This window comes from Microcoleus sp. Pol12B5 (assembly GCF_036701335.1).
Taxonomy (GTDB): domain Bacteria; phylum Cyanobacteriota; class Cyanobacteriia; order Cyanobacteriales; family Microcoleaceae; genus Microcoleus.
Genome location: NZ_JAUBQQ010000023.1, coordinates 1 through 22,845, shown reverse-complemented (window position 1 = coordinate 22,845; position 22,845 = coordinate 1). Strand labels below are relative to the sequence as shown.

Sequence of the window (22,845 nt, the reverse complement as noted above, 5' to 3'; positions counted from 1 at the left end):
CTTACTCATCTCAAATACGCAGGGCGGTTTTTACTGCCTGCTTTTCCCCTGAGACTCCCCTATAATCAAAATAACCCGAATGTAAAGTTTTACTACAAGATTTATCCATAATGACAACTTTAAGCTTAGAGCAAATCGCAGCCAAGTTAGAAAGCGAAAATTCCGCCGATCGAATGGTGGCTTTGGCCAACTTGCGGAATGTGCCTGCTGCAGAGGCGGTGCCTTTGATTAAAAAGGTGTTGAACGACGAAAGTTTGCAGGTGCGATCGATGGCTGTGTTTGCTCTCGGGGTAAAACCGACAGCAGAGTGCTATCCCATTCTAGTCAAATTGCTAGAAACAGACCCGGATTACGGCATTCGTGCTGACGCTGCGGGTGCTTTGGGCTATCTGGAAGATATCAGAGCTTTTGATTCTTTGGTGCGGGCTTTTTACGAAGATACTGAATGGCTGGTGCGCTTCAGTGCTGCTGTTTCTCTGGGAAATCTCAAAGATCCCCGGGCCCGCGATGTGCTGCTAAAAGCTCTCGACAGTGAGCAAGTGGTGATCCAGCAGGCGGCAATTTCGGCTTTGGGGGAAATTAAGGAAATTGGGGCGATCGATCGCATCCTCAATTTTGCTCAGTCGGAAGATTGGCTGATCCGCCAGAGGCTGGCTGAAGCTTTGGGCAATTTGCCGAGTGTTAAGAGCGTTTCGGCTTTGAAATACTTAGAAAAAGATAGGAATTCTCAAGTATCTCAAGCAGCAACAATTTCTCTCGATCGTTTGTCAAAAGCAGAAGCGTGACATAAAACTTTTAGTATGTTGAGAAACCCGGTTTATGGAATAAACCGGGTTAATCCTTATTATAGCAATCTTAATAAAATTTATAGAGTATTCAGTAAAACCAGAATGTATTATCTAAGCTCCGCGGCTAAATCGCAAGTTAAAATAGTTGTTGATCTCGTTTAACCAAAGCCAGCCATGAATCAAGCGCCCAATCCCTTTAACTCAAATCCCTCCAATCCGCTAGACCCCTTGGAACAAGAAGTTGACGATCAAGGTGAAGCATTGCCGAGACAGTACCACCCGGCCACTAAAAAAACTCTGCAAAAAGTCTTTATCATTCTGGTAGTTGTCGGGGCAATTATTGGGGGAATTTTATCGATAGGGGTGATTTCGCTGATGCAAAAAGCCGGACTCACTGATGTGCCGGCACGGGTACAGACTCCGAAGTAAATCGGTTGTTTGAGCGTACCGGAAGCGATCGCCGAGCCTTAATTATAGTATCGTTCAATATCGTGTCCATCTGGCGCGAAATTAAGATGCGATCGCTCGCCTAGTCCCTAAACAAATCTTAATATTTTCATTATTTTATTTGATGCCACTGTGTCTCTACAATCAAATTCGGTGCTGTAGCGGCCCCGGCCAAAAACAGTTTTAAATAAACCACACTTCTTCTGAGGAATAGAATGTTACTTATTGCGCTATTTCTCGCCACGTTTTTTTTAGCATACTGCAATGGTGCTAATGATAATTTTAAAGGCGTGGCGACACTTTTTGGCAGTCAGACGACGAACTATAAAACAGCAATTGGTTGGGCCACGATTACAACTTTTGCAGGTTCAGTATTTTCTATTTTTATAGCAGAAACGCTGGTAAAAAGCTTTTCGGGAAAAGGGCTAGTTCCAGACGATATCGCCAATGGCACAGATTTTCATTTGGCAGTCGCGATCGCTGCGGGTTTAACCGTTATTCTTGCTACCTTAACTGGATTCCCTATTTCCACAACTCACGGTCTTACAGGTGCTCTTGTCGGTGCAGGTCTAGTAGCAATTGGTACTCAAGTTAATTTTACAGCATTGCAGAAAAATTTTCTAATGCCTTTGTTGCTGAGTCCCATGATTGCGATTCTATTAGGAGCTTTAATTTATGCGCTGTCTCGCTACCTGCGAGTTTATTTAGGAATCCAGAAAGAATGGTGTATTTGCGCTGGTCAAATTCAACAGATTATTCCCATCCCCCAGCCCGATGCAACTAACATACTTAAGTGCATCACAACCGCTGATGTCGCGGTCGATTCTTTAGATAAATGCACGCAAAGGTACGTAGGAAATTTCTTACAAATCCCCAGCCAAAAGTTAGTGGATATTTGCCATTTTATGAGTGCGGGAATCGTCAGTTTTGCCAGAGGATTGAACGATACGCCGAAAATTGTTTCGCTCATGTTAGTCGGTCAATCAATATCAGTTCAGTGGGGAAGTTTTACAGTAGCTTTGGGAATGGCTATCGGCGGTTTATTGAATGCCAAAAAAGTTGCCGAAACCATGAGCAAAAAGCTAACAGCAATGAATACCGGTCAAGGGCTGGTGGCAAACTTAGTGACGGGATTTTTAGTTATTGTTGCCAGTCGTTATGGGCTTCCAGTTTCTACTACCCATGTTTCGGTAGGTTCAATTTTTGGTGTTGGATTGATTTCAAAAAAAGCTAATGTGCGTGTTTTCTATCAGATTCTACTATCATGGATTTTGACCTTGCCAATTGCTGCGGCAATCAGTGGCTGCGCTTACTGGGTGTTGCATCGCTAAGAGAATTAATCGTTAGTCCTAGAATAGAAAGAGTTCGCAGTTGATTTGGGATTGCCATCAAAGGATAACCTTACCAAATCTAACGGTAAAAACAAGAAATCGCGCCGGGAGCGGTTGAATTAAAAATTAAGGGTAATTTATGGTTAAAAATTTTCCGATCGCGCCGCCTGTTGCAGATAAATCGATTGCTGCTGGCTTTCACGCTCTTTCTGACCCCCTGCGGCTTCAGATTTTGGAGTTGCTGCGGGAACAGGAGTTATGCGTGTGCGATTTGTGCGATCGGCTTTCTGTCCCTCAGCCTAAACTCTCTTTCCACCTCAAAACCCTAAAAGAAGCCGGTTTAGTTCGCAGCCGCCAAGAAGGGCGCTGGATTTACTACAGCCTCAATTTAGGCCAGTTTGTCGCCCTCGAACAGTACCTCGCCGAATACCGCCGCTTCAGCCATATCCTGCCGGCGCGCCCTTGTTCCGACGCGGGTTAACCCATCAACATTTCTTAATCACTCAAATACTGATATGGCTGTTTAGATAATTGACATATCAAATTTTATTGATATGATGGGATGGAACAAATTAGTTGAGAGCGATGGATGCAACAGGTCATAGGTTAGCTTGTGCTCCGCCCGATTGCAGGCGAGAGGCGATCGCCGAATTTCTAGGTACATTTATTTTGGTTTTTGCAGGCACCGGCGCGGTGATGGTTAACAAAACTAGCACTGGTTCCGTAACTCATTTAGGCATCAGCTTTGTATTTGGTGCAGTAGTAACTGCGATGATTTACGCCCTAGGACACATCAGCGGCGCACACTTTAATCCAGCCGTAACTTTAGGGTTTTGGGCGAGCGGTTTTTTCCCAAAATACAAAGTTTTGCCTTACGTTTTAGCGCAGTGTGCGGGTGCGATTGCAGCTTCTCAATTGCTGCTAATTACCCTAGGAAAAGTAGCAAATCTAGGTGCAACTCTCCCTCTCAAGGGTAACTGGTTGCAGTCTCTAATTTTAGAAACTGTTTTGACCTTTATCTTAATGTTTGTTATCCTCGGTTCTGGATTAGATAGACGCGCTCACATCGGGTTTGCCGGGATAGCAATTGGGTTAACTGTAGGGTTAGAAGCTGCATTTATGGGGCCGATTACCGGAGCGAGCATGAATCCGGCACGCTCTCTCGGCCCGGCTTTAATTGGCGGCATTTGGGAACACCACTGGGTTTACTGGGTTGCTCCTATTTGGGGATCACAAATAGCTGTCGCAGTTTATCGGGAAATATCTAACGGATTTCGGGATTTTAAGTGAAAGCATTATGGCAAATTTTACGCACAAACCGAGAATTTTGTTTTTATACGGCTCTTTAAGAGAGCGTTCCTACAGCCGCTTGTTGGCGGAAGAATCTGCTAGAGTTATCGAGGATTTCGGTGCAGAAGTGCGATTTTTTAATCCTCTTGAATTGCCGATTTACGGCAGCGTTCCCGATACGCATCCGAAGGTTCAGGAATTACGGGAATTGAGCCTGTGGTCGGAGGGTCAAGTGTGGTCTAGTCCAGAAATGCACGGCAATATTACCGGCATTATGAAAAACCAAATTGACTGGATTCCTTTAAGTATTGGGGCTGTCAGACCGACTCAAGGCCGAACTTTGGCGGTAATGCAAGTCAGCGGCGGTTCGCAGTCTTTTAATGCTGTCAATACTTTGAGAATTTTGGGTCGGTGGATGCGGATGTTTACGATTCCGAACCAGTCTTCGGTTGCGAAAGCTTATCAAGAATTTAATGAAGATGGGACGATGAAGGATTCGCCTTATCGCGATCGCGTGATCGACGTAATGGAGGAACTGTACAAGTTTACCTTGCTGTTGCGGGAGCAAACGGACTATTTGACCGATCGCTACAGCGAACGCAAAGAACAAGCCGCTAAACAGGCGATCGCACTAGCAAATCGCGCCCTTGAAACATCTAACTAACAACTAACAACTAACAACTAACAACAAAAACCATGAAAAAAGTAATGTTTGTTTGCAAAAGAAACTCCTGCAGATCGCAAATGGCAGAAGGATTTGCTAAAACCATCGGAGTCGGCAAGATTGGAGTCACCAGTTCCGGGTTAGAATCAAGCAGAGTTCATCCGAGAGCAATTCAAGTCATGTCAGAAATCGGCATTGATATCACCGATCAAACATCAAACCCATTAAGCGAATTCAATGCAGAAGACTACGATGCAGTAATTTCTCTCTGTGGCTGCGGTGTGAATTTACCCGAAGCGTGGGTATTGCGACAAGTGTTTGAAGATTGGCAACTCGACGATCCCGACGGACAACCCATCGAAACTTTTCACCGCGTTCGAGATGAAATTAAAGCACGAGTTGAAACATTAGTTGACTCTCTAAAGTAAGATTAATATAGCAATCCTAAATCATTTGTGAATTTCTTACTCCCTCCCCGCAGGTTCGGGGAGGGTTGGGGTGGGGTAAAAAATTTACGACTCATTTAAAATTGCTATAGTCCTACAGGCACGGGTGCCCAGAAACCGGGTTTTTTGCCCAGAAGACGCCATGCAACCCGCAAAAAAACCAAAAAACCCGGTTTATTTGGTTTTGATGCGTCCAGAACTATTAGAATTAGTGCTAAATTATCAAAGGCGTTCCGTCAGAACGCCTCTACATTCGTTGCGAGCACAGACGAAAAGGTTAGCACATGATTCAGACAGCAGTCACCCCTTTCAAAAACAAAATTAACTCAGCTTTAACTAAAAAGCAGATTACAGTTTTACAAATAAATCTCGGCAAACGCTGCAACCTCGCTTGCACTCACTGCCACGTAGAAGCTAGCCCGAAACGAACAGAAGAACTTTCCCCAGAAATTTGCGACCAATTAATTGAGATCATTCGCCGCTTTCCTCAAATTCAAACTGTTGACCTCACCGGCGGTGCTCCCGAAATGCTTTACGGTTTTAAACCGCTGGCGGAAGCTGCCAGGGCGGCAGGTAAAGAGGTAATTGTTCGTTCTAATTTGACGATTTACTTTGAAAAAGGTTTTGAAGATATTCCCCAATATTGCGCGCAGCATCAACTCAGAATTGTGGCGTCGCTTCCCTGCTATCAAGCTGACAATGTGGACAAAATGCGCGGTAACGGTGTTTTTGACAGTTCGATTCGGGCGCTGCAAAAGCTAAATGAGTTGGGATACGGGAAAAACCAAAGTTTAACTCTGGATTTGGTGTACAATCCACAAGTGCCCGCAACAGAAAAATTTTCGCTAACACCGGAACAAGGTCAGTTAGAGGAAGATTACAAGGTTTATTTAGCCGAACATTTTGGGATTTGTTTTAATCAATTGTTCGCGATTACTAATTTGCCGGTGGGACGGACTAAGTTTCATTTGGAACATAAGAAACTTCACAAGCCTTATCTGGGGTTTTTGGAGGATAATTTTAATCCCGGTACTCTGGAACATTTAATGTGCCGCAACGAATTGTCGATCGACTATTTGGGCAATGTCTACGACTGCGATTTTAACCAAATGGAAAATCTGCCGGCGAAAACTGGCAGCGGGGAAAAGATAACTGTTGCTAAATTGCTCGCATCTGGCAGTTTAGATGTGATTCAAGAGGTGCAAACTGCTGCTTATTGTTACGGCTGTACGGCAGGTTGCGGTTCTAGCTGCGGCGGTACTTTGATTTAATTTAAGGGAAAAGTTGCGCTTTATTACAGAGTATTGCAGGGCTAAAGCGCAACTGCCAAGCTTAGGGTGTATGCAATGTAGACAGGGGAGTTTAAGCAATGAATGATTCGCGATCGCCCGATGAAAATCCGCCGCCATCAAATAGGTGGAAGCTTATTTTAGGGATTGGTCTAGCTGTGGCTTTGATTGCAGCGACCCAGTTTTTCAACTTTCAAGGAATTCTGAAAAATGCGCTGGAGTCGATCGCGAGTCTCGGCCCGTGGGGTCCGGCAGCTTTTATTTTAATTTACATTGTCGCAACGGTTCTATTTATCCCCGGTTCTTTGCTGACTCTCGGTTCTGGCGTTTTGTTCGGAGTCGTTGGCGGTTCGGTTTGTGTTTCCATCGGCTCAGTTTTAGGCGCAACTTGCGCTTTTTTAACAGGAAGGTATTTAACTCGCGACTGGGTTTCCAAACAGATAGAGGGCAATCAAAAATTTAAGGCGATCGACTCCGCAGTTGCTTCTGAAGGATGGAAAATTGTGCTGCTGACGCGACTTTCTCCCATTTTTCCGTTTAATTTGCTGAACTATGCTTTTGGAGTCACGCAGGTATCTCTAAAAGACTATTTTTTGGCATCTTGGATCGGCATGATTCCCGGAACAGTCATGTATGTTTATATCGGTTCCCTGGCCGGGAGTTTGGCTGCACTCGGATCTAGCGGGCGATCGCGCACTGCTGCTGAGTGGACTCTTTATGGCATTGGTTTGCTAGCAACGATCGCCCTCACCGTTTATACAACCCGCTTGGCCAAAAAAGCTTTAGACGAAAAAATTTCCCCTTGAAACCCCAGCACAAATTAGTAAAATTGTCAAGAGAGTTTTGCTCATACATTATAATACATTGGTAATCTAAAAAACTCCGTATTTTCTCTGTGTTATTTACAATTATTTTGTTATACAAACGAGATAGATATTAAAGATATCGTAAAGCACAAACCTCAAATAGGTAAATCGAAGGTCGAAATATAAAATTGATGCCAAAATAGAAGGCGAGTGCCCAACCATAAGAAAAATTGTTTGCAATCCGGAATGTAAGTCATATTATTTTAAATTTTAGATTTTAGATTTTAGATTTTAGATTGCGAATGACTGATGACTACGAGGGTTTGAATCTTGGCTACAGTTGCATTCTTTTCTTAAATTGTCTCACTACTTGCCTGATATTAAATCTGCCGAATGACGAAGACCGTTTGATGAAGTTGACTCTGAGGGAACATTTGATGATGCAAAACCCAGCAAATCAAGCCGGATCTGTGTCTGCGCCGCCGCCACAAACAAAAAAGCTGCGCCGTTTTTGGCAAAACATCAGCAATTCGACTCAATCGCGGTGGCAGCAAGCGCACAGTCTTTGGCAACACAGACGGCAGCGCCGCCATTTGCTGACCCTGCTAATTTTGGCCACCACCGCTTTAACCATTAGCACAACTGCTTGCATCAGCTATTTTTTTGTACGCGGACTAATCCTTGATAATTTAAAGCAAATAGCACTATTAAAACTAGAAAAAGGCACCGATGAAATCGACCGCTGGCTAAGCAGCCGCAAAGCAGAAATAGAAACCATTGCTTACGATCCTACGGTTGGCACTCTCAATTGGCAATTAGTCGAACCCCGGTTGCAAGGAGAAATATACAGATTAAAAGAGTATTTCATCCTGTCATTAACTCAATCGGACGGCTCATTTATCAACACTTTAGGCAACCGCGCGAACAGTAAAGACCGCCAACACTTTCAAAAAGCAATGGCCGGACAGCTCAACGTTTCCGACCCGCTGATAGGCCGCAGTACAAAAGTTTCTACGATTATTATTTCAGCTCCTATTTGGGCCTTTCCTCCCGCTCCCAATAAAGTAATTGGAGTCCTCTCAGGCAGCATTAAATTAGACCGAGTAACATCTGTCGCTAACAGCTTGCTGTACGGTTCCGATAGTTATGCTTTTGCCCTCAATTCACAAGGAGTGCCAATTGTTCATCCCAACAATAACTTAATCGGAAATATCGACCGGGAGGCCCCAAGCTTTTTACAGTCACAAGACCCCGCACTCTCCACAATTGCGCGGCAAATGATCAACCGCCAGACGAACATCGAACTGGTAAAAATAGATAACAAATGGGTGTATGTGGCCTATGCTCCACTCAAGGAAGTTAACTGGTCGATGGCTTTAGTAATTCCCCGCGAAAATATTGAATCCCAACTGCAAGCATTAAATTTGCTGACATCCGTAGTCGCCGGACTGCTCATCCCGGCAATGCTAGCAGCAATTTGGCTAATTTACTCCTCCGAAAATAATCGCGCTCAAGCGGAGCGAGAAGCCATGCTCAACCGGATTGCCGGACGCATTCGCGCTTCCCTGGAACTAGACAAAATTGTGCAAAGTACAGTCGAAGAAATAGTAAGTTTGCTGTACCTAGAACGGGCGGCTTTTGGATGGTACAAACCGCAAGAAAAAACGTTACAAGTTCTGTGGGAATGTTGTCCATCTGATTCTCCGATACAAGCCATAAAGTTTGAGTCTTACTTTCTCGAAAATGTGTTAGTACGGAGTGGTCAAGGCGAACCAATTATTCTTTCGAGCGACACTTGGGCGAAGGGTGTAACTCAACCGCCGGAACTTAAAGCTAATAGCTATTTAGCTGTACCTGTTCAGACTCAGAACCAGCCGCAGGGTTATTTAATTTGTAGCCACGCTACTCATTGGCTTTGGAGCGGGGAGGAAATCCAACTATTAAAAGCTGTGGCAGACCAATTGGCGATCGCAATTACTCAAGCTCACCTTTACAGTCAAACCCAAGACCAAGTAAAACTGCTTAATAGTGCCTTAAATGAACTGAAAAAAACTCAAACTCATTTAGTGCAGAACGAAAAAATGTCATCCCTAGGTCAAATGGTGGCTGGAATAGCACACGAAATCAATAACCCCGTTAACTTCATTTCGGCTAATTTGCCTCACACTAGCAAATATACTAAAGATTTATTAGAATTGGTGAGTTTATACAAAGAAGCATTCCCAGATGTGCCACAGGAAATCGCAGATTTTAGCGAAGAAATCGAGTTAGAATTTATCGAGGAAGATTTGCCGCATATATTGAATTCTATGAAAATAGGAACCGAACGCATTCGTACCATAGTTCTTTCTTTACGAAACTTTTCTCGCCTTGATGAATCTGACAAAAAGCTAGCGGACATTCACGAAGGTATAGAAAATACCTTGCTGCTGCTCTCTAACCGCATTAAAAATAGAATTTATATAGTCAAGAAATACGGGAAAGTGCCTTCAGTCGAGTGCTATCCCTCTCAGCTCAATCAGGTGTTTATGAACTTGCTGAGTAATGCAATCGATGCCTTGAACGAGCTCGATCGCCTGGATAAAATTATTACTATTTCCACGGGGGTAGTTCGCGAACATGGGGCTAAATTTCTGAAAGTGGCGATCGTCGACAACGGCCCCGGCATTCCAGACAGCGTTAAAGATCAAATTTTTAACCCATTTTTTACGACTAAAGAGGTGGGCAAAGGCACTGGTTTGGGATTAGCAATTAGCTACAAAATTGTAGTGGATGGACACGGCGGCAGCATCACAATTTCTCAACCTCCGGGCGGTGGCACGGAATTTTTGGTCAAAATTCCTATTAGTAACGGGAAGTAAGACGATTTAAGATTTAAGATTTAAGATTTGAGATTTGAGATTGGGAAAGGACTGATGAAATAAGAGTTTAGAGCTTGTCTATAGTTGCATTGATTTGGGAAACTTCTCTAAGAAAAAAGTGGGAAAGGAAGCCCAGGGATTTTGTAACGGAGGTAACGGATACAGGGAAAAGAGAAGAGAGGCTCAACAATTTTAATTAATGCTAAATTTACGGCCTTTGGCTAAAATTAGAAGAGTTTTTGTTAAAGGTGTTTTATGGCTGTTGGCAAGGATACAATTTTCGAGCGCTTTTTGTCGCCCCTGATTCGACTGGCGATCGACGAAGAAGCACTGAAACGACTCTACAAAGGTATCGACTGGGAAACAGCGGGCGATCGCTACCGACAACCAAACCTAGTTTATCCCGAATATTACAGCAGCCAAAACTTTCACGGCATTAAACGCGGCTACCTCAACCCCAGTGCCGCCGTTTCCTACGATCCAATCACGCAATATGTTTTGCCTCCCCACGAAACAGTCGTCAGACAAGGCTTAATTGACGCTGTGCGGGTGAAACCGCGCCGAATTATCGATTTGGGATGTGGCACGGGTTCGACAACGCTCATGCTCAAGCAAGCCTTTCCCGAAGCGGAAGTTGTCGGGCTGGACTTGTCGCCTTATATGCTGGTAGTTGCCGACATGAAAGCGCAAAAAGCCGGCTTAAATATCCAGTGGTTGCACGGAAATGCCGAAAGCGTGGCTTTTGGCGATGCCAGCTTCGATTTAGTCGCAGCTTCCTTGCTGTTTCACGAGACGCCACCTGCTGTATCGCGGGCAATTTTGCGAGAAAGCTTCCGACTGCTGAAGGTTGGGGGACAAGTGGCAATTTTGGACGGAAATCAAAAAACTTTGCAGCATACAGAGTGGCTGACTGATATCTTTGAGGAGCCTTATATTAAGTCTTACGCGGCTGGCAGCCTCGATGCTTGGGTGGGGGCGGCAGGATTCGCGGCGGTGCAAACGCACGAACACTGGTGGACTAATCAGGTGACGCAGGGCGTGAAACCTTTGCCGGGGGAAGATTTGGAGCAGGTGGGGGTGGCGAGGGGGTGGAATTGGGGCGATCGAACTCCTGATTTTGATGGCGATTTACCGGGCATTCCAGCTCCTGCTTGATGTATTGTTGAGGTGTATTTTTCGCCCTTTGGGGGTGGGTTTCATAGATGGTTAGTTTTAGGTTGAGATGGTTGGTAAAACCCGCCCCTACTAACTTGCTAATGACTGATGATTAATGACTAATGACTAATGACTCTAAAAGCTGTTTTATTTGATTTTAATGGCGTGATTGTTAATGACGAGCCAATTCACGAGAAAATCATCGATAAATTGATGCTCGATGAAAATCTCCAGCTCAAACGTGGGGAGTTTCGAGAAATTTGTTTGGGAAGGAGCGATCGCGCTTGCATTACCGAACTACTCAAGCGCCGGGGACGATATCTAACAGAAACATATCTCGATCGACTGCTGCAGCGCAAGGCAGAAGCTTACAAAGCTCAAATAGATACTTTGGAGAAATTGCCGATTTATCCCGGTTTGGCAGAATTTATTGATAAAATTCGGGTTGCCGGACTGAAAATGGCCGTTGTTAGCGGGGCAATGCGATCGGATATAGAATTGGTGTTAGATCGGGCCGGTTTGGCGGCAAACTTTGAGTTGATTGTCGCAGGGGATGACTTGACGGCGAGCAAACCAGCACCGGATTGCTATTTATTGGCTGTGGAACTTCTCAACCAGAAATATTCCGACTTTAACCTGCAACCGATCGAGTGTTTGGCGATAGAAGATACTTTTGCGGGGATTGAAGCGGCGAAAAAAGCGGGGATTCAGGTTGCGGGTGTGACTCACACTTACCCGTTTCACATGATCCAGCGCCAAGCTAATTGGACGGTGGACTATTTTGCTGATTTAGAGTTGGATAGAGTGGCGACACTTTGCTCGATCGCCCCCAATGAGCCGGCAGCAGAAAACACTTGACCTTTTTAGCAGTTACGTGCTAGTGTAAGTGACGGTCTGCGAACGTGAGAGCCAGCAAGACCTGTAAGCCTTTTAGATTCGGCAATCCGGCATCTAAAATGCTAAATTAAAACTCAATCAGGGGAATTAGCTCAGTTGGTAGAGCGCTGCGATCGCACCGCAGAGGCCAGCGGTTCGAGTCCGCTATTCTCCATAAATCAGGGGCATTTCTACAGGTGACGATCTCACTTCGCTTTGAGTTCAAAGCGAAGTGCGATCGTCACCTGCTTTGACACTTGCCTATTTTATGCGATCGACCCGGTTGCTGCCTAAGTTTTAGCATCAATAACCTGTGGAGAGCGAGAAACCCGCTTTCTATTTGGTGAAATGACCCCGTTGCTGCCTAACTCCTACCATCAATAAGATAATTTCTGTAAAGAAACCCGGTTTCTAATTTCACACTGATTGCTGAAAAGACGTATTTTGGTGTCTAAACGCGGTTTCAGAAAAGAATGCAACGGTAGGTAAACTCCAAAGGCTTATGTCATTAGTCAATCTTAAATCTAAAATGGTATCAGCCCAGTTTTTGCAGCAGTAGCCATCAATCCCCAGAAAAGTTTCTCTTTGTCAACAAATAATAACTTTTGTATCTAAAAATACAACAGTCTTCAGCAGCCAGTCTTAATATCAAGTCGCTATGTGTTATTATTCTCAATCATCTGACTCATCTATTCAAGAGTAACCAGAAAAAATGACAAAGCGATTCGATCGACGGAAATTTCTTTTATACGGTTCTGCTACCCTCACATCAAGTTTATTTCTAAAAGCTTGTAGAACTCCCACTCCAACAGGAACTCCCGCCGCTTCTCCCACATCAACAGGAACTACACCAGCCGCAGCCGGGGGCGGAAACACAATCAAAGTAGGAATTTTGCATTCCTTGAGCGGCACGATGTCAATCAGCGAAAAAAGCGTTGTTGATGCCGAACAATTAGCGATCGAAGAAATTAATAAAGCTGGTGGTGTCCTCGGAAAACAAATCGAAGCAGTCATAGAAGATGGCAACTCAGACTGGCCGACTTTTGCCGAAAAAGCCAAAAAATTGATCGACCAAGATAGAGTTGTCACCGTCTTCGGGTGCTGGACTTCTGCTAGTCGTAAAGCAGTATTACCAGTATTTGAAGAAAAAAATCATATGCTTTGGTATCCCGTACAATACGAGGGTCAAGAGTGTTCCAAGAACATCTTTTATACTGGGGCGGCGCCGAACCAGCAAATCGAACCAGCAGTTGACTGGCTGCTAGAAAATAAAGGCAAAAAATTCTTCTTAGTCGGGTCGGACTACGTTTTCCCCCGCACGGCAAATACCATTATCAAGGCACAGCTAGCAGCCAAAGGGGGCGAATTAGTTGGGGAAGATTACATTCCTTTGGGCGGGACAGAAGTCACGCCAATTATTAGTAAAATTAAGGCTGCTTTACCAGACGGCGGCGTCATTTTCAATTCCCTCAACGGCGACAGCAACGTAGCATTTTTCAAACAGTTGCAGGGTGCAGGTTTGGGGCCAGACAAATATCCGTCAATGTCGGTCAGTATTGCGGAAGAAGAAGTAAAGGCGATCGGCGTAGAATATCTTAAAGGCCATTACGCCGCCTGGAATTACTTCATGACTGTAGAATCTCCGGCCAATACAAAATTTGTGGAAGCTTTCAAGGCAAAATACGGCAAAGATAGAGTGACCAATGACCCGATGGAAGCAGCTTATATCATGGTTTACCTGTGGAAGCAAGCTGTCGAAAAAGCAGGGACAGCCGACGATTTAGAAAAAGTGCGGGCAGCAGCTTTGGGTCAAACCTTTGACGCGCCGGGGGGCACAGTAACGATGGATGTTAACCATCACCTTTCTAAATTTGTGCGGTTGGGCGAAGTTAGAGATGACGGTTTATTTAATATCGCTTATGCTACACCCGAAGCAGTCAAGCCGGTGCCTTGGAATCAATTTGTTGCTGAAACACAAGGCTTTGCTTGCGATTGGTCAGACCCCGCAAAAGGTGGCAAATTCAAAGCTTGATAAGTAGGTAATGCCAATTTTGTTCAGGTTGGCAACGTATCTTTTATCCCCCCCAATGGCGTGTTTTTAAACCCGGAGATCCCCCCCAGCCCCCCTTAATAAGGGGGGAGTAAGAGCATTCTTTCGTCAATCCCTACTCCCTTAATCAGGGGGAACTGGACTCTTCAAAGTCAACCCCTACTCCCCTTATTAAGGGGAATTTAGGGGGATCGAGACTCGGCTACAAGCGAGATATACAGAGAGTTTTAGTTCTAAGTTGGCACTAATGGGGTAAAACCAGCCCCTAATTATCCGCGAACAAACTTAACCGACTTGATGCAGGAGGAACAAAATTGGCGATATTAGATGGTTTATTTAACGGCATTAGCATCGGCGCTGTTTTACTAATTGCAGCCTTAGGATTAGCGATTATTTTCGGGCTGATGGGCGTGATTAATATGGCTCATGGCGAGTTGATGATGCTGGGGGCTTATACGACTTTCGTAGTGCAAAATGTCTTCAAAGGAATCGGAGGATTTGCTTTTGAAACCTATATTTTATTTGCAATTCCCCTAGCTTTTTTAGTAGCTGCATTAGTAGGATTAATTCTCGAACGCGGAGTGATTCGCTATCTTTACGGGCGACCGCTAGAAACTCTGCTGGCAACTTGGGGCGTAAGTTTAATTTTGCAGCAGTTTGTCCGCAGCGTTAGTTGGGTGATGGTAATAGGGATTTCGGTGTTTTGTTTGCTGTTTTTTGGCGGTTTGCGGGTGCTGAAATCTCGCCTAGATTTCGATCGCATTCGCAGCCAAATTATTGCCCTAATTTTGCCTTTATCTTTGGGTATTTCCTGGGCGGTGAGCGCTTTTTTAGGGCAAACTTACAAACTGGCAGTAACTCAACCTTGGTTTGGCGCTCAAAATGTGGACGTAACTGCACCGCAATGGTTGCGGGGTGGCATACCGCTGGGCAATTTTCAGTTGCCCTACGCCAGAATTTTTATTATTGTGCTGACAGGAATTTGTTTGGCGGGAATTTACCTATTTTTGCAAAAGTCTGTGTGGGGATTGCGGATTAGATCCGTGACACAAAATCGCAGCATGAGTGCGTGTTTGGGAATTCCTACCGAACAAGTAGACGCGCTGACTTTTGCTTTGGGTTCGGGGTTGGCTGGTGTCGCTGGGTGTGCGATTAGTTTGATTGGTTCGGTAGGGTCAAATACCGGACAAAATTATATAGTCGATACCTTTATGGTGGTTGTTGTGGGCGGTGTAGGCAAGATTGTGGGGAGTGTCGTTGCTGCGATGGCGATCGGCACTGCCAATTACCTGATCGGTTCGGGAACCTTAGCATTAATGTTCGCTCCTATCAAGCCTTTAGCCGACTTCTTCACATTTTTCGCCACAACCAGCATGGCAAAAGTAATGGTATTCGCCTTAATTATGGCTTTTCTGCAAGTGAAGCCGGGAGGGATTTTCCCGCAAAAAGGGCGGACGGTAGAAAATTAAAAATTACAACTGCGAGTGTAGCGAAAAATGCAGAAAAAACATCAAAAAGCCTGGCTAAAAGAAGCGGCAATTGTCAGCGCGATCGCTCTCACATTCATCTTACTCCTCCCAGGAATACTCCCAGACGTTCGGCTCAATCAATTAGGGCGATTTTTAGCACTAGCAATTGCCGCCCTCGGCATAGACTTAATTTGGGGATACACGGGTTTACTTAGTCTAGGGCATGGGGTGTTTTTTGCGATCGGCGGTTACGCTTTCGCCATGCACCTAAAACTGCAAATTCCCTCAACCGCCAGCAGTCAATTGCCAGAATTTATGAACCTCTACGGCGTTACCGAACTCCCCTGGTTTTGGCAACCATTTTATTCATTTCCTTTTTCAGCATTAGCAGTAGTTCTCATCCCCGCTATCTTGGGCGCACTTTTAGGTTATTTAGTATTCCGCAATCGAATTCGAGGCGTTTACTTTTCAATTCTTACCCAAGCAGCAACCATTGTATTTTTCAACTTCTTTAACGGTCAGCAAAAACTGATTAACGGCACCAACGGACTCACCGACTTTAAAACCTTGTTCGGAGCCACAGTTAATGACCGAGATACTCAATATATTTTCTATATTCTCACCATACTATTTCTAGCAGCAACTTACGCCCTGTGTCGATGGCTAACCAGCGGGCGTTTCGGCCGCTTGCTAGTAGCAATTCGCGACGACGAAGTGCGGCTGCGTTTCTCAGGTTACAATCCCACAGGCTACAAAGTTTTAGTCTTTGCCATTTCCGCCGGTTTAGCCGGGATTGCAGGCGCATTATTTACCGTACAAACCGGAATTATTTCGCCAAAAGCAATGGATATTGCCTTTTCAATTGAAATAGTAATCTGGGTCGCAGTCGGAGGTCGCGCCACATTATCGGGAGCAATATTGGGAACACTGCTAGTCAACTTTGGCAAAAGTTTCTTAAGCGAACAATTCCCCGAAGTGTGGCTATTTTTCCAAGGCGCACTATTTTTAATAGTAGTAACAGTCCTGCCCGATGGCATAGTCGGATGGCTGCAAGATCAAAATTTCGGCCAAATCCGCAGCTTGTTCAGAAAACCGAAGTACGTATCTACTTACCCCAGCCTGGAACAAGACCCGCAAGTGCAGCTCGAAAAAGAAGAACTTGAACATTGAGTGCCAAAATATCGTGTAATTTATAAGTAGGCTGACATAAATACATTTCACCTACAACAGACAAACAAAGCAATCGCAATAGACTTGACAAACGCTGCGTTTATCTCTGTCTGAGGAAACGTAATATATATGTACCTACTTAGATATTCGTAGCAAGTAGCTTCGTTCTTTAACTTGAGGGGCAACATATGGCAGATATTATTGACTACAAAATCTACGGCGACGATTTGCAACTCATCGAGATTGAACTTGACCCCAAAGAAGGCGTCAGGGCTGAAGCTGGAACCATGACATACATGGAAGGCGACATCCAAATGCAAACATCCACAGGGGGCGGCTTATTTCAAGGTTTCAAACGAATGCTCACAGGAGCGGGTTTTTTCATTACCACCTTTGTCAACGCCGGAAATCGTAAGGCCCGCGTCGCTTTTGCCGCGCCCTATCCGGGTAAAGTAATTCCCCTAGATTTAGGCAAACTTGGCGGTAAATTTTTGTGTCAAAAAGACTCATTTCTCTGTGCGGCCAATGGCATTGAAATTGAGGTAGCATTCACCAAGCGGCTCGGTGCCGGTTTCTTTGGCGGAGAAGGTTTTATTCTGCAAAAATTGCAGGGTGACGGGCTAGCTTTTGTTCATGCAGGAGGAACAATAGTTGAGAAGAATTTGGGCGTTGGCGAAGTGTTACGAGTAGACACCGGCTGTTTAGTAGCTTTTGCCTCCACAGTAGACTACGATATTCAATTTGTTGGCGGGTTTAAAAATGCTTTATTTGGAGGTGAAGGCTTGTTTTTGGCAAAGATGACTGGGCCTGGTAAAGTATATGTGCAAAGTTTGCCACTCTCGAAGTTAGCTGAACGCATTTTAGCAGCCGCTCCACCTCCAATGTCGAGCAGTTCTAGCAGTTTTAGTTTAGAGTAAACTGCCAGAAAAAGTAGTAAGTATGGTGTCAGCAAAGGAAAAAAAATTCCTTAATAAGGGAGGATATTTGCCTTCGTAACCTACAAGAGGTATGGGTTGTTGTTTATTAGTGAGTGAATTGTTAATTATGAATGGAAAAGTATTAGAAATAGAAAACTTGACTGTGAGTTTTGATGGTTTTAAAGCTATCAACGGTTTAAATTTCAGCATGGATGCGGGCGAACTGCGAGTGATTATTGGGCCCAATGGTGCGGGGAAAACGACTTTTCTCGATTCAATTACCGGGAAGGTGCAGCCGACAGAGGGCAGGGTGTTATTTAAGGGACAAAATTTACGTAAGTTGTCGGAAGATAGGATTTCGCGCTTGGGAATTGGTCGCAAGTTTCAGACGCCGCGAGTTTACTTGAATTTAACGCCACGCGAAAATTTGGAATTGTCTTGCAGCCGCCATAAAAATGTTTTTTCGACTTTGTTCAAGCCTGCTTCGGCTGCTGAAAAACGCACGGTTGCGGGTTTGTTAGAAACAATTGGTTTAGTTGCTAAAGCTGATATTTCGGCGGGTTTGCTTTCTCACGGGGAAAAGCAATGGTTGGAAATTGGAATGTTGGTGGCTCAATCTCCTGATTTGTTGTTGGTAGATGAACCTGTGGCCGGTTTGACGGATGAGGAAACGATGTTAACTGCAGAGTTGCTAATTTCGCTCGCCGAAAGTCATTCGGTGTTGGTAATTGAACACGATATGGAGTTTGTGCGGCAAATTGCGCGGCAGGTGACGGTGTTGCATCAGGGTGCGGTTTTGTGTGAGGGGACTATGGATGAGGTGCAAAATGACGATCGGGTAATTGAGGTATATTTGGGCAAACCGGAAGAGTAAGAAGAAGGAAGAAGGAAGAAGGAAGAAGGAAGAAGTTATTTGGTAGTTGCTACCAATTCTCATGCCCCATCACCAATTAAACACTATGCTGCAAGTCTCTAATTTGAATGTTTATTACGGCGAAAGTCACATTTTGCGCGATGTCGATTTAAGCGTCATGGCGGGCCAAATGGTTTGCTTAATCGGCCGCAATGGTGTGGGCAAAACTACTATGCTAAAAACAATTATGGGCTTGCTGCAACCCCGCAGTGGCACTATTGCTTTTGGCGGAGAATCTATTGTTTCTAAGTTGACTCACCAGCGGGCTAGATTAGGCATTGGTTATGTGCCTCAAGGGCGTGAAATTATTCCCCGTTTGACGGTGAAAGAAAATTTATTGTTAGGTTTGGAAGCGAAACCAACCAAAATCAAAAATCCTGAAGTTCCTGATGAAATTTTTGATTTATTTCCGGTTTTAAAAACTATGCTCGATCGCCTGGGAGGTGATTTGAGCGGGGGACAGCAGCAGCAGTTAGCTATTGCTAGGGCTTTGATGGGTGAGCCACAGTTGCTGGTTTTGGATGAACCTACCGAAGGGATTCAACCATCCATTATTTTAGATATTGAAGCCGCGGTGCGCCGTGTGGTTGCGACTAGGGGAATTTCTGTTTTGTTGGTGGAGCAACATTTGCATTTTGTGCGACAAGCTGACTGGTATTATGCTATGCAAAAAGGCGGAATTGTGGCTTCTGGAAGCACTAGCGAGTTAAGTGATGAGGTGATTCAGAGGTTTTTGGCTGTTTGATTCAGGAGGAAGAGGGAAGAAGGAAGAGGGAAGAGGGAAGCTGGAAACGAGGAAACCAGGAAACGAGGCAGAGCCTCTAGATATTGATTCCCAGGCAGAGCCTGGGAAAAAGGCATTCCGTTCGGGCACCATCCCCACTTTGTTTGACAAGAAGCGATTTCAATCGCCCAGGAAACGAGACTATATTATTGATTTTTCCTGCCGTCTGGCATTGTGGTGCCGGCCATACTTGCTCGATCGATACTAGCGCCATCTATATTAGCATTGCGGAGGTTGGCATCGGAAAGATTCGCATCTCTCAAGTCGGAAAATCGCAGGTCTGCACCGTCTAAATTTGTCTTTGTCAAGTTAGCTTTTCTGAGGTTAGCGTTGCTGATTCTCGCTCCTACTAATTCGGCTCCGCTTAAGTTTGTGCGAGCTAAATTGGTGTTGACAAAATCTGATATCTCGAAGCGACTACCGCTGAGGTTGGCATCTGATAAATCTGCTCCTGTAAGGATGGGATTTTTTAAGTTAATGTTAACTAATTTTACGGCTCGGAGGTCGCAGCGCGAGCAGCTTTGGGTTAGCAGCAGCATTTCGACGTTGGCGTTGATTTGGTCGATTTGTTGCTGGGAGAAATTTTCGGCAAATTCTGGGGAGACATAGCCGAGGTTTTTGGGGTCGGCTGGTTTTTGTTGGGGTGTTTGTATTGGGGGTGTTTGGATTTGTTGGGGTGTTTGGATTTGTTGGGGTGTTTGTGGTTGGGGTGTTGGGATTGGTTGGGGTGTTGGGATTGATTGGGGTGTTGGGATTGGTTGGGGTGTTGAGATTGGTTGGGGTGTTTCTATTTGCCCGATCGCACTTAGTTGCAGCCCCACCTTCGGCAGTTCGAGAGTTGCTGCAAAAATTACTAGGGCGATCGATATGATTGTGAGTTTTTTCATAAATCTATAACTTTTTGTTTGCAAAAATACCATTTATATGGTATGATACCTCGAAAAGTGAACCCCCTACATTTCGCTAAACAGATCAAAATTCAGATAAAAAACTTCGGAACCATCAGGTGCGCGAATTAACTTTTCTATTACCGGAGGCAGTTGCTGTTGACGGTACAATTCGGGAATTTCGCAGAAGCTTTCTTCGGTAATTTCCAAAATTTTTGGCATATCAGGAAGGGGAATCCCCAACCGATCGCTTTTATTTAAGGTACAAATAATCAGGTATTTGCAGTCAGCCATGCTCGGACTGCTGGGAAATATTTTGGATAAATTAATTATGGTGATCAGTTCTTCTTGATGCCGCAGTAAACTATTACCGTTAGGTAAAGTGCCGTAGGCATTAAAGTTTTTAACAATGCGCTCCACTCGTTCAATAGGAACAGCATAGTAAATATTTCCAAGTTCAAAGGAAACAAATTTTTTAGGGGCAATTCTAACAGTGGCTTGTTTCTTGCTCCGAAAGCGGCGATTGTAATTGGCGTGAGTCATTCGATTTTAGATTTTAGATTTTAGATTTTAGATTGAAGATTATAAAATTTTAGATTTTAGATTGAAGATTATTGGATTTCAGATTTAATATTTTTGGATTTTAGTAGTGATTCGGCTGCGTAGCTTCGCACTATAATTCGCGGGTGGAATTATTTTTTGCCTAAGTTTTGTTTGAGATTAGGGATTATTTGATGGGAATTCGAGATTGTGGATTAAATTATTGATTGGTGGATTAATTTGGGGATAGCTTGTAAAAGTTGGGCTTCGCTGTAAGGTTTCGTGAAATATTGATTTGCGCCTAATTCCATTGCCATTTGCCGATGTTTTGCCCCGCTACGGGATGTCAGCATGGCTACAGGAATCTTAGCAAACCGCTCAGTCGATCTGATCGATCGCAACAATTCAAATCCATCCATCCGGGGCATTTCAATATCCACGATCGCCAAACTGCAATCAAGACCATTTTGCAACTTTTCCAGGGCATCCACACCGTCTTTAGCCTGTACCACCCGGTAGCGAGCACGAGTCAGCGTCATAGACAGCAACTGGCGAATTGTATAGGAATCATCCACTACCAAAATCTGTGGTGACTGACTCGAACTCGCCGGCATCTCCTTCACTTTACCTGACACAGCGGCGATCGAACTATTTACCACAGGTTGACCCACCAAATCATCCACATCCAGAATGTTCACCACGCGCCCGTCCCCCAAAATCGTAGTCCCCAAAACGCCGCGAGGCTTGGATAGAGGCGGTGGCAAAGGTTTAACCACAATTTCCTGCTGACCGATCAGCCGTTCCACGGCCACCGCCAGCATTCCTTCGGTAGAAGCCAAAACCAAGACGGGAATTTCGTCTAGGCTTAAAGGGTCAGGAGAGGGGGCATCCGGCGCGACGACGCTGTATTCGAGCAAATCTTGCATCCTCACCAAACGAATAAATTCCTCCCGCCACCACAGCATCGGCTGATTGCCGGCAATGTGAACTTCCGAGGCTTTAATGTGCAGAATTTCTTCGACTGCATCCAGTGGCACTGCTATTTTATTGTGATCGGTCTTGACCATCAAAGCATCAGTAATCGACAGCAGCAGTGGCAGTTTGATAATAAAACTCGTACCTTTTCCCAGGCGAGAGTCTACCTTCACAGTCCCCCGCACAGTCCGCAAATTTGTTCGCACCACGTCGAGCCCGACTCCCCGCCCCGAAAGGTCGCTGACCCCTTCCGTAGTGCTGAAACCCGGCCAAAACAGAAAATCGTAGAGTTCGGCAATGGAAAATTCTTGAGCTTGTTCCTCCGTAGCCAAACCCTTTGTTACAACGTTACGGCGAATCATTTCCGGGTCAATGCCTTTGCCGTCATCGGCGACAGTAATAATAGTTTGGCCGCCTTGGTGGCGGGCTTCTATTTCAATTTGACCGCTGGCCGGCTTGCCGCTTGCTTTCCGAACTTCGGGCATTTCGATGCCGTGGTCGAAAGCGTTCCTCACTAAGTGTATTAAGGGGTCGCGCAAAGCGTCGAGCAAACTTTCGTCAATTTTGGTATCTCTTCCCACTAGCAGCAGGTTGACATCTTTATCGTATGTGAGGCACATCTCCCGCAGAGCTCTGGGCAAGTGATCGACGGCGCGACTGAAACTCACGACTCGCAACTGCATGACGCGACTGCGTAGTTGTTCGGTAATGCGGCGCAGTTGGTCGGTACTGCGCTCGAATTTCATGGCTAAGGTGTCTAATTTGGTGGCGGAGTGAGAAATTGCTTGGGCAGTTTCGATGACTTCGGCGGCTGTCGAGTGGAACTCTGTATAACGATCCATCTCTAAGATATCGAAGTGAGCATGAACCGGAGAGGATTTGCCGTTAGCAATCATGGGCAATTCTGGTTCTGCTGCTGCAAGTTTTACCAATCCAGAGCTCCCGTTTCCCCCTCTCCACTCTGCAAAGCTCAGTCTGTCGTATTCTTCTCGCAACTGACCGCCGAATTGGTTTAAATCTACGATATTGCGGCGGATGCGCTTGACTTCGCCGCGCAGTTCGGATTCTTGAAGTTCTAAATTTGTACGGTTGATGACTAATTCCCCGACTAGATTCACCAATTCAGTTAAGCGTTCTAAGTCTACCCGGATTGTCGGCCTTTGCGGGTTGGCGACTGGGAGAGTCGA

21 protein-coding genes and 1 tRNA gene are annotated in these 22,845 nt (G+C 45.1%); 19 read left to right on the top strand and 3 right to left on the bottom strand.

The window, feature by feature from the left end; all coding sequences use genetic code 11:
- The first annotated feature begins 110 nt into the window (after positions 1 to 110).
- The 19 genes from QUA24_RS13150 to urtE all read left to right on the top strand — a co-directional run bounded on the left by QUA24_RS13150 (position 111) and on the right by urtE (position 19,217).
- On the top strand, positions 111 to 785 hold the full coding sequence (locus QUA24_RS13150) for a HEAT repeat domain-containing protein (protein ID WP_333230217.1): 675 nt from the start codon (positions 111 to 113) through the stop codon (positions 783 to 785).
- Positions 786 to 962: 177 nt separating this feature from the next.
- Complete coding sequence (locus QUA24_RS13145; RefSeq protein WP_333080186.1) at positions 963 to 1,217, top strand: hypothetical protein; 255 nt, start codon at positions 963 to 965, stop codon at positions 1,215 to 1,217.
- Positions 1,218 to 1,450: 233 nt separating this feature from the next.
- The gene (locus QUA24_RS13140; RefSeq protein WP_333230215.1) at positions 1,451 to 2,566 is read left to right on the top strand and encodes an inorganic phosphate transporter; all 1,116 of its coding nucleotides are present in this window, start codon (positions 1,451 to 1,453) and stop codon (positions 2,564 to 2,566) included.
- Between the two features lie 139 nt (positions 2,567 to 2,705).
- Positions 2,706 to 3,047, top strand: a complete 342-nt coding sequence (locus QUA24_RS13135) for a metalloregulator ArsR/SmtB family transcription factor (RefSeq protein ID WP_333230213.1) — start codon at positions 2,706 to 2,708, stop codon at positions 3,045 to 3,047.
- Positions 3,048 to 3,151: 104 nt separating this feature from the next.
- Entirely contained in the window at positions 3,152 to 3,856 is a 705-nt protein-coding gene (locus tag QUA24_RS13130) for an MIP/aquaporin family protein (protein WP_333230211.1), read from the top strand.
- 7 nt (positions 3,857 to 3,863) lie between these two features.
- Entirely contained in the window at positions 3,864 to 4,520 is a 657-nt protein-coding gene (gene arsH, locus QUA24_RS13125; RefSeq protein WP_333230209.1) for an arsenical resistance protein ArsH, read from the top strand.
- Between the two features lie 32 nt (positions 4,521 to 4,552).
- On the top strand, positions 4,553 to 4,948 hold the full coding sequence (arsC, locus tag QUA24_RS13120) for an arsenate reductase, glutathione/glutaredoxin type (protein WP_333230207.1): 396 nt from the start codon (positions 4,553 to 4,555) through the stop codon (positions 4,946 to 4,948).
- Between the two features lie 302 nt (positions 4,949 to 5,250).
- Positions 5,251 to 6,237 (top strand): arsenosugar biosynthesis radical SAM (seleno)protein ArsS, encoded by a 987-nt coding sequence (arsS, locus tag QUA24_RS13115; protein ID WP_333230205.1) that lies wholly within the window; start codon positions 5,251 to 5,253, stop codon positions 6,235 to 6,237.
- 98 nt (positions 6,238 to 6,335) lie between these two features.
- Positions 6,336 to 7,061, top strand: coding sequence for a TVP38/TMEM64 family protein (locus tag QUA24_RS13110; protein ID WP_333230203.1), 726 nt, complete (start codon positions 6,336 to 6,338; stop codon positions 7,059 to 7,061).
- Positions 7,062 to 7,363: 302 nt separating this feature from the next.
- Complete coding sequence (locus QUA24_RS13105) at positions 7,364 to 9,922, top strand: ATP-binding protein (RefSeq protein WP_333230201.1); 2,559 nt, start codon at positions 7,364 to 7,366, stop codon at positions 9,920 to 9,922.
- Positions 9,923 to 10,177: 255 nt separating this feature from the next.
- A complete protein-coding gene (locus tag QUA24_RS13100; protein ID WP_333230199.1) occupies positions 10,178 to 11,077 on the top strand; it encodes a class I SAM-dependent methyltransferase in 900 nt (299 codons plus the stop codon).
- Between the two features lie 129 nt (positions 11,078 to 11,206).
- Positions 11,207 to 11,935 carry an HAD family phosphatase gene (locus QUA24_RS13095; RefSeq protein ID WP_333230197.1) on the top strand — a complete coding sequence of 243 codons (729 nt, stop codon included), beginning with the start codon at positions 11,207 to 11,209 and terminating at the stop codon, positions 11,933 to 11,935.
- A 120-nt stretch (positions 11,936 to 12,055) separates the two neighbouring features.
- Positions 12,056 to 12,128: transfer RNA gene (locus QUA24_RS13090), tRNA-Ala, on the top strand.
- 537 nt (positions 12,129 to 12,665) lie between these two features.
- Positions 12,666 to 13,985 (top strand): urea ABC transporter substrate-binding protein, encoded by a 1,320-nt coding sequence (urtA, locus tag QUA24_RS13085; protein ID WP_333230195.1) that lies wholly within the window; start codon positions 12,666 to 12,668, stop codon positions 13,983 to 13,985.
- Between the two features lie 332 nt (positions 13,986 to 14,317).
- Positions 14,318 to 15,472: an ABC transporter permease subunit gene (locus QUA24_RS13080; RefSeq protein ID WP_333230193.1), complete on the top strand. Its 1,155-nt coding sequence runs from the start codon at positions 14,318 to 14,320 to the stop codon at positions 15,470 to 15,472.
- 27 nt (positions 15,473 to 15,499) lie between these two features.
- Positions 15,500 to 16,642 (top strand): urea ABC transporter permease subunit UrtC, encoded by a 1,143-nt coding sequence (gene urtC / locus QUA24_RS13075; protein ID WP_333230191.1) that lies wholly within the window; start codon positions 15,500 to 15,502, stop codon positions 16,640 to 16,642.
- A gap of 188 nt (positions 16,643 to 16,830) precedes the next feature.
- Positions 16,831 to 17,559: a TIGR00266 family protein gene (locus tag QUA24_RS13070; protein ID WP_333230189.1), complete on the top strand. Its 729-nt coding sequence runs from the start codon at positions 16,831 to 16,833 to the stop codon at positions 17,557 to 17,559.
- A gap of 127 nt (positions 17,560 to 17,686) precedes the next feature.
- Positions 17,687 to 18,433, top strand: coding sequence for an urea ABC transporter ATP-binding protein UrtD (gene urtD / locus QUA24_RS13065; RefSeq protein ID WP_333230187.1), 747 nt, complete (start codon positions 17,687 to 17,689; stop codon positions 18,431 to 18,433).
- A gap of 85 nt (positions 18,434 to 18,518) precedes the next feature.
- The gene (urtE, locus tag QUA24_RS13060; RefSeq protein WP_333230271.1) at positions 18,519 to 19,217 is read left to right on the top strand and encodes an urea ABC transporter ATP-binding subunit UrtE; all 699 of its coding nucleotides are present in this window, start codon (positions 18,519 to 18,521) and stop codon (positions 19,215 to 19,217) included.
- Positions 19,218 to 19,402: 185 nt separating this feature from the next.
- On the opposite strand, the gene QUA24_RS13055 is transcribed toward urtE, so the two are convergent.
- From QUA24_RS13055 to QUA24_RS13045, 3 genes are all read right to left on the bottom strand, one after another.
- Complete coding sequence (locus QUA24_RS13055; RefSeq protein WP_333211301.1) at positions 19,403 to 20,143, bottom strand: pentapeptide repeat-containing protein; 741 nt, start codon at positions 20,141 to 20,143, stop codon at positions 19,403 to 19,405.
- A 66-nt stretch (positions 20,144 to 20,209) separates the two neighbouring features.
- Entirely contained in the window at positions 20,210 to 20,686 is a 477-nt protein-coding gene (locus QUA24_RS13050) for a chemotaxis protein CheW (protein ID WP_333161208.1), read from the bottom strand.
- 212 nt (positions 20,687 to 20,898) lie between these two features.
- Positions 20,899 to 22,845 (bottom strand): hybrid sensor histidine kinase/response regulator (locus QUA24_RS13045; RefSeq protein ID WP_333230185.1); only part of this gene is annotated, 1,947 nt, incomplete at its 5' end.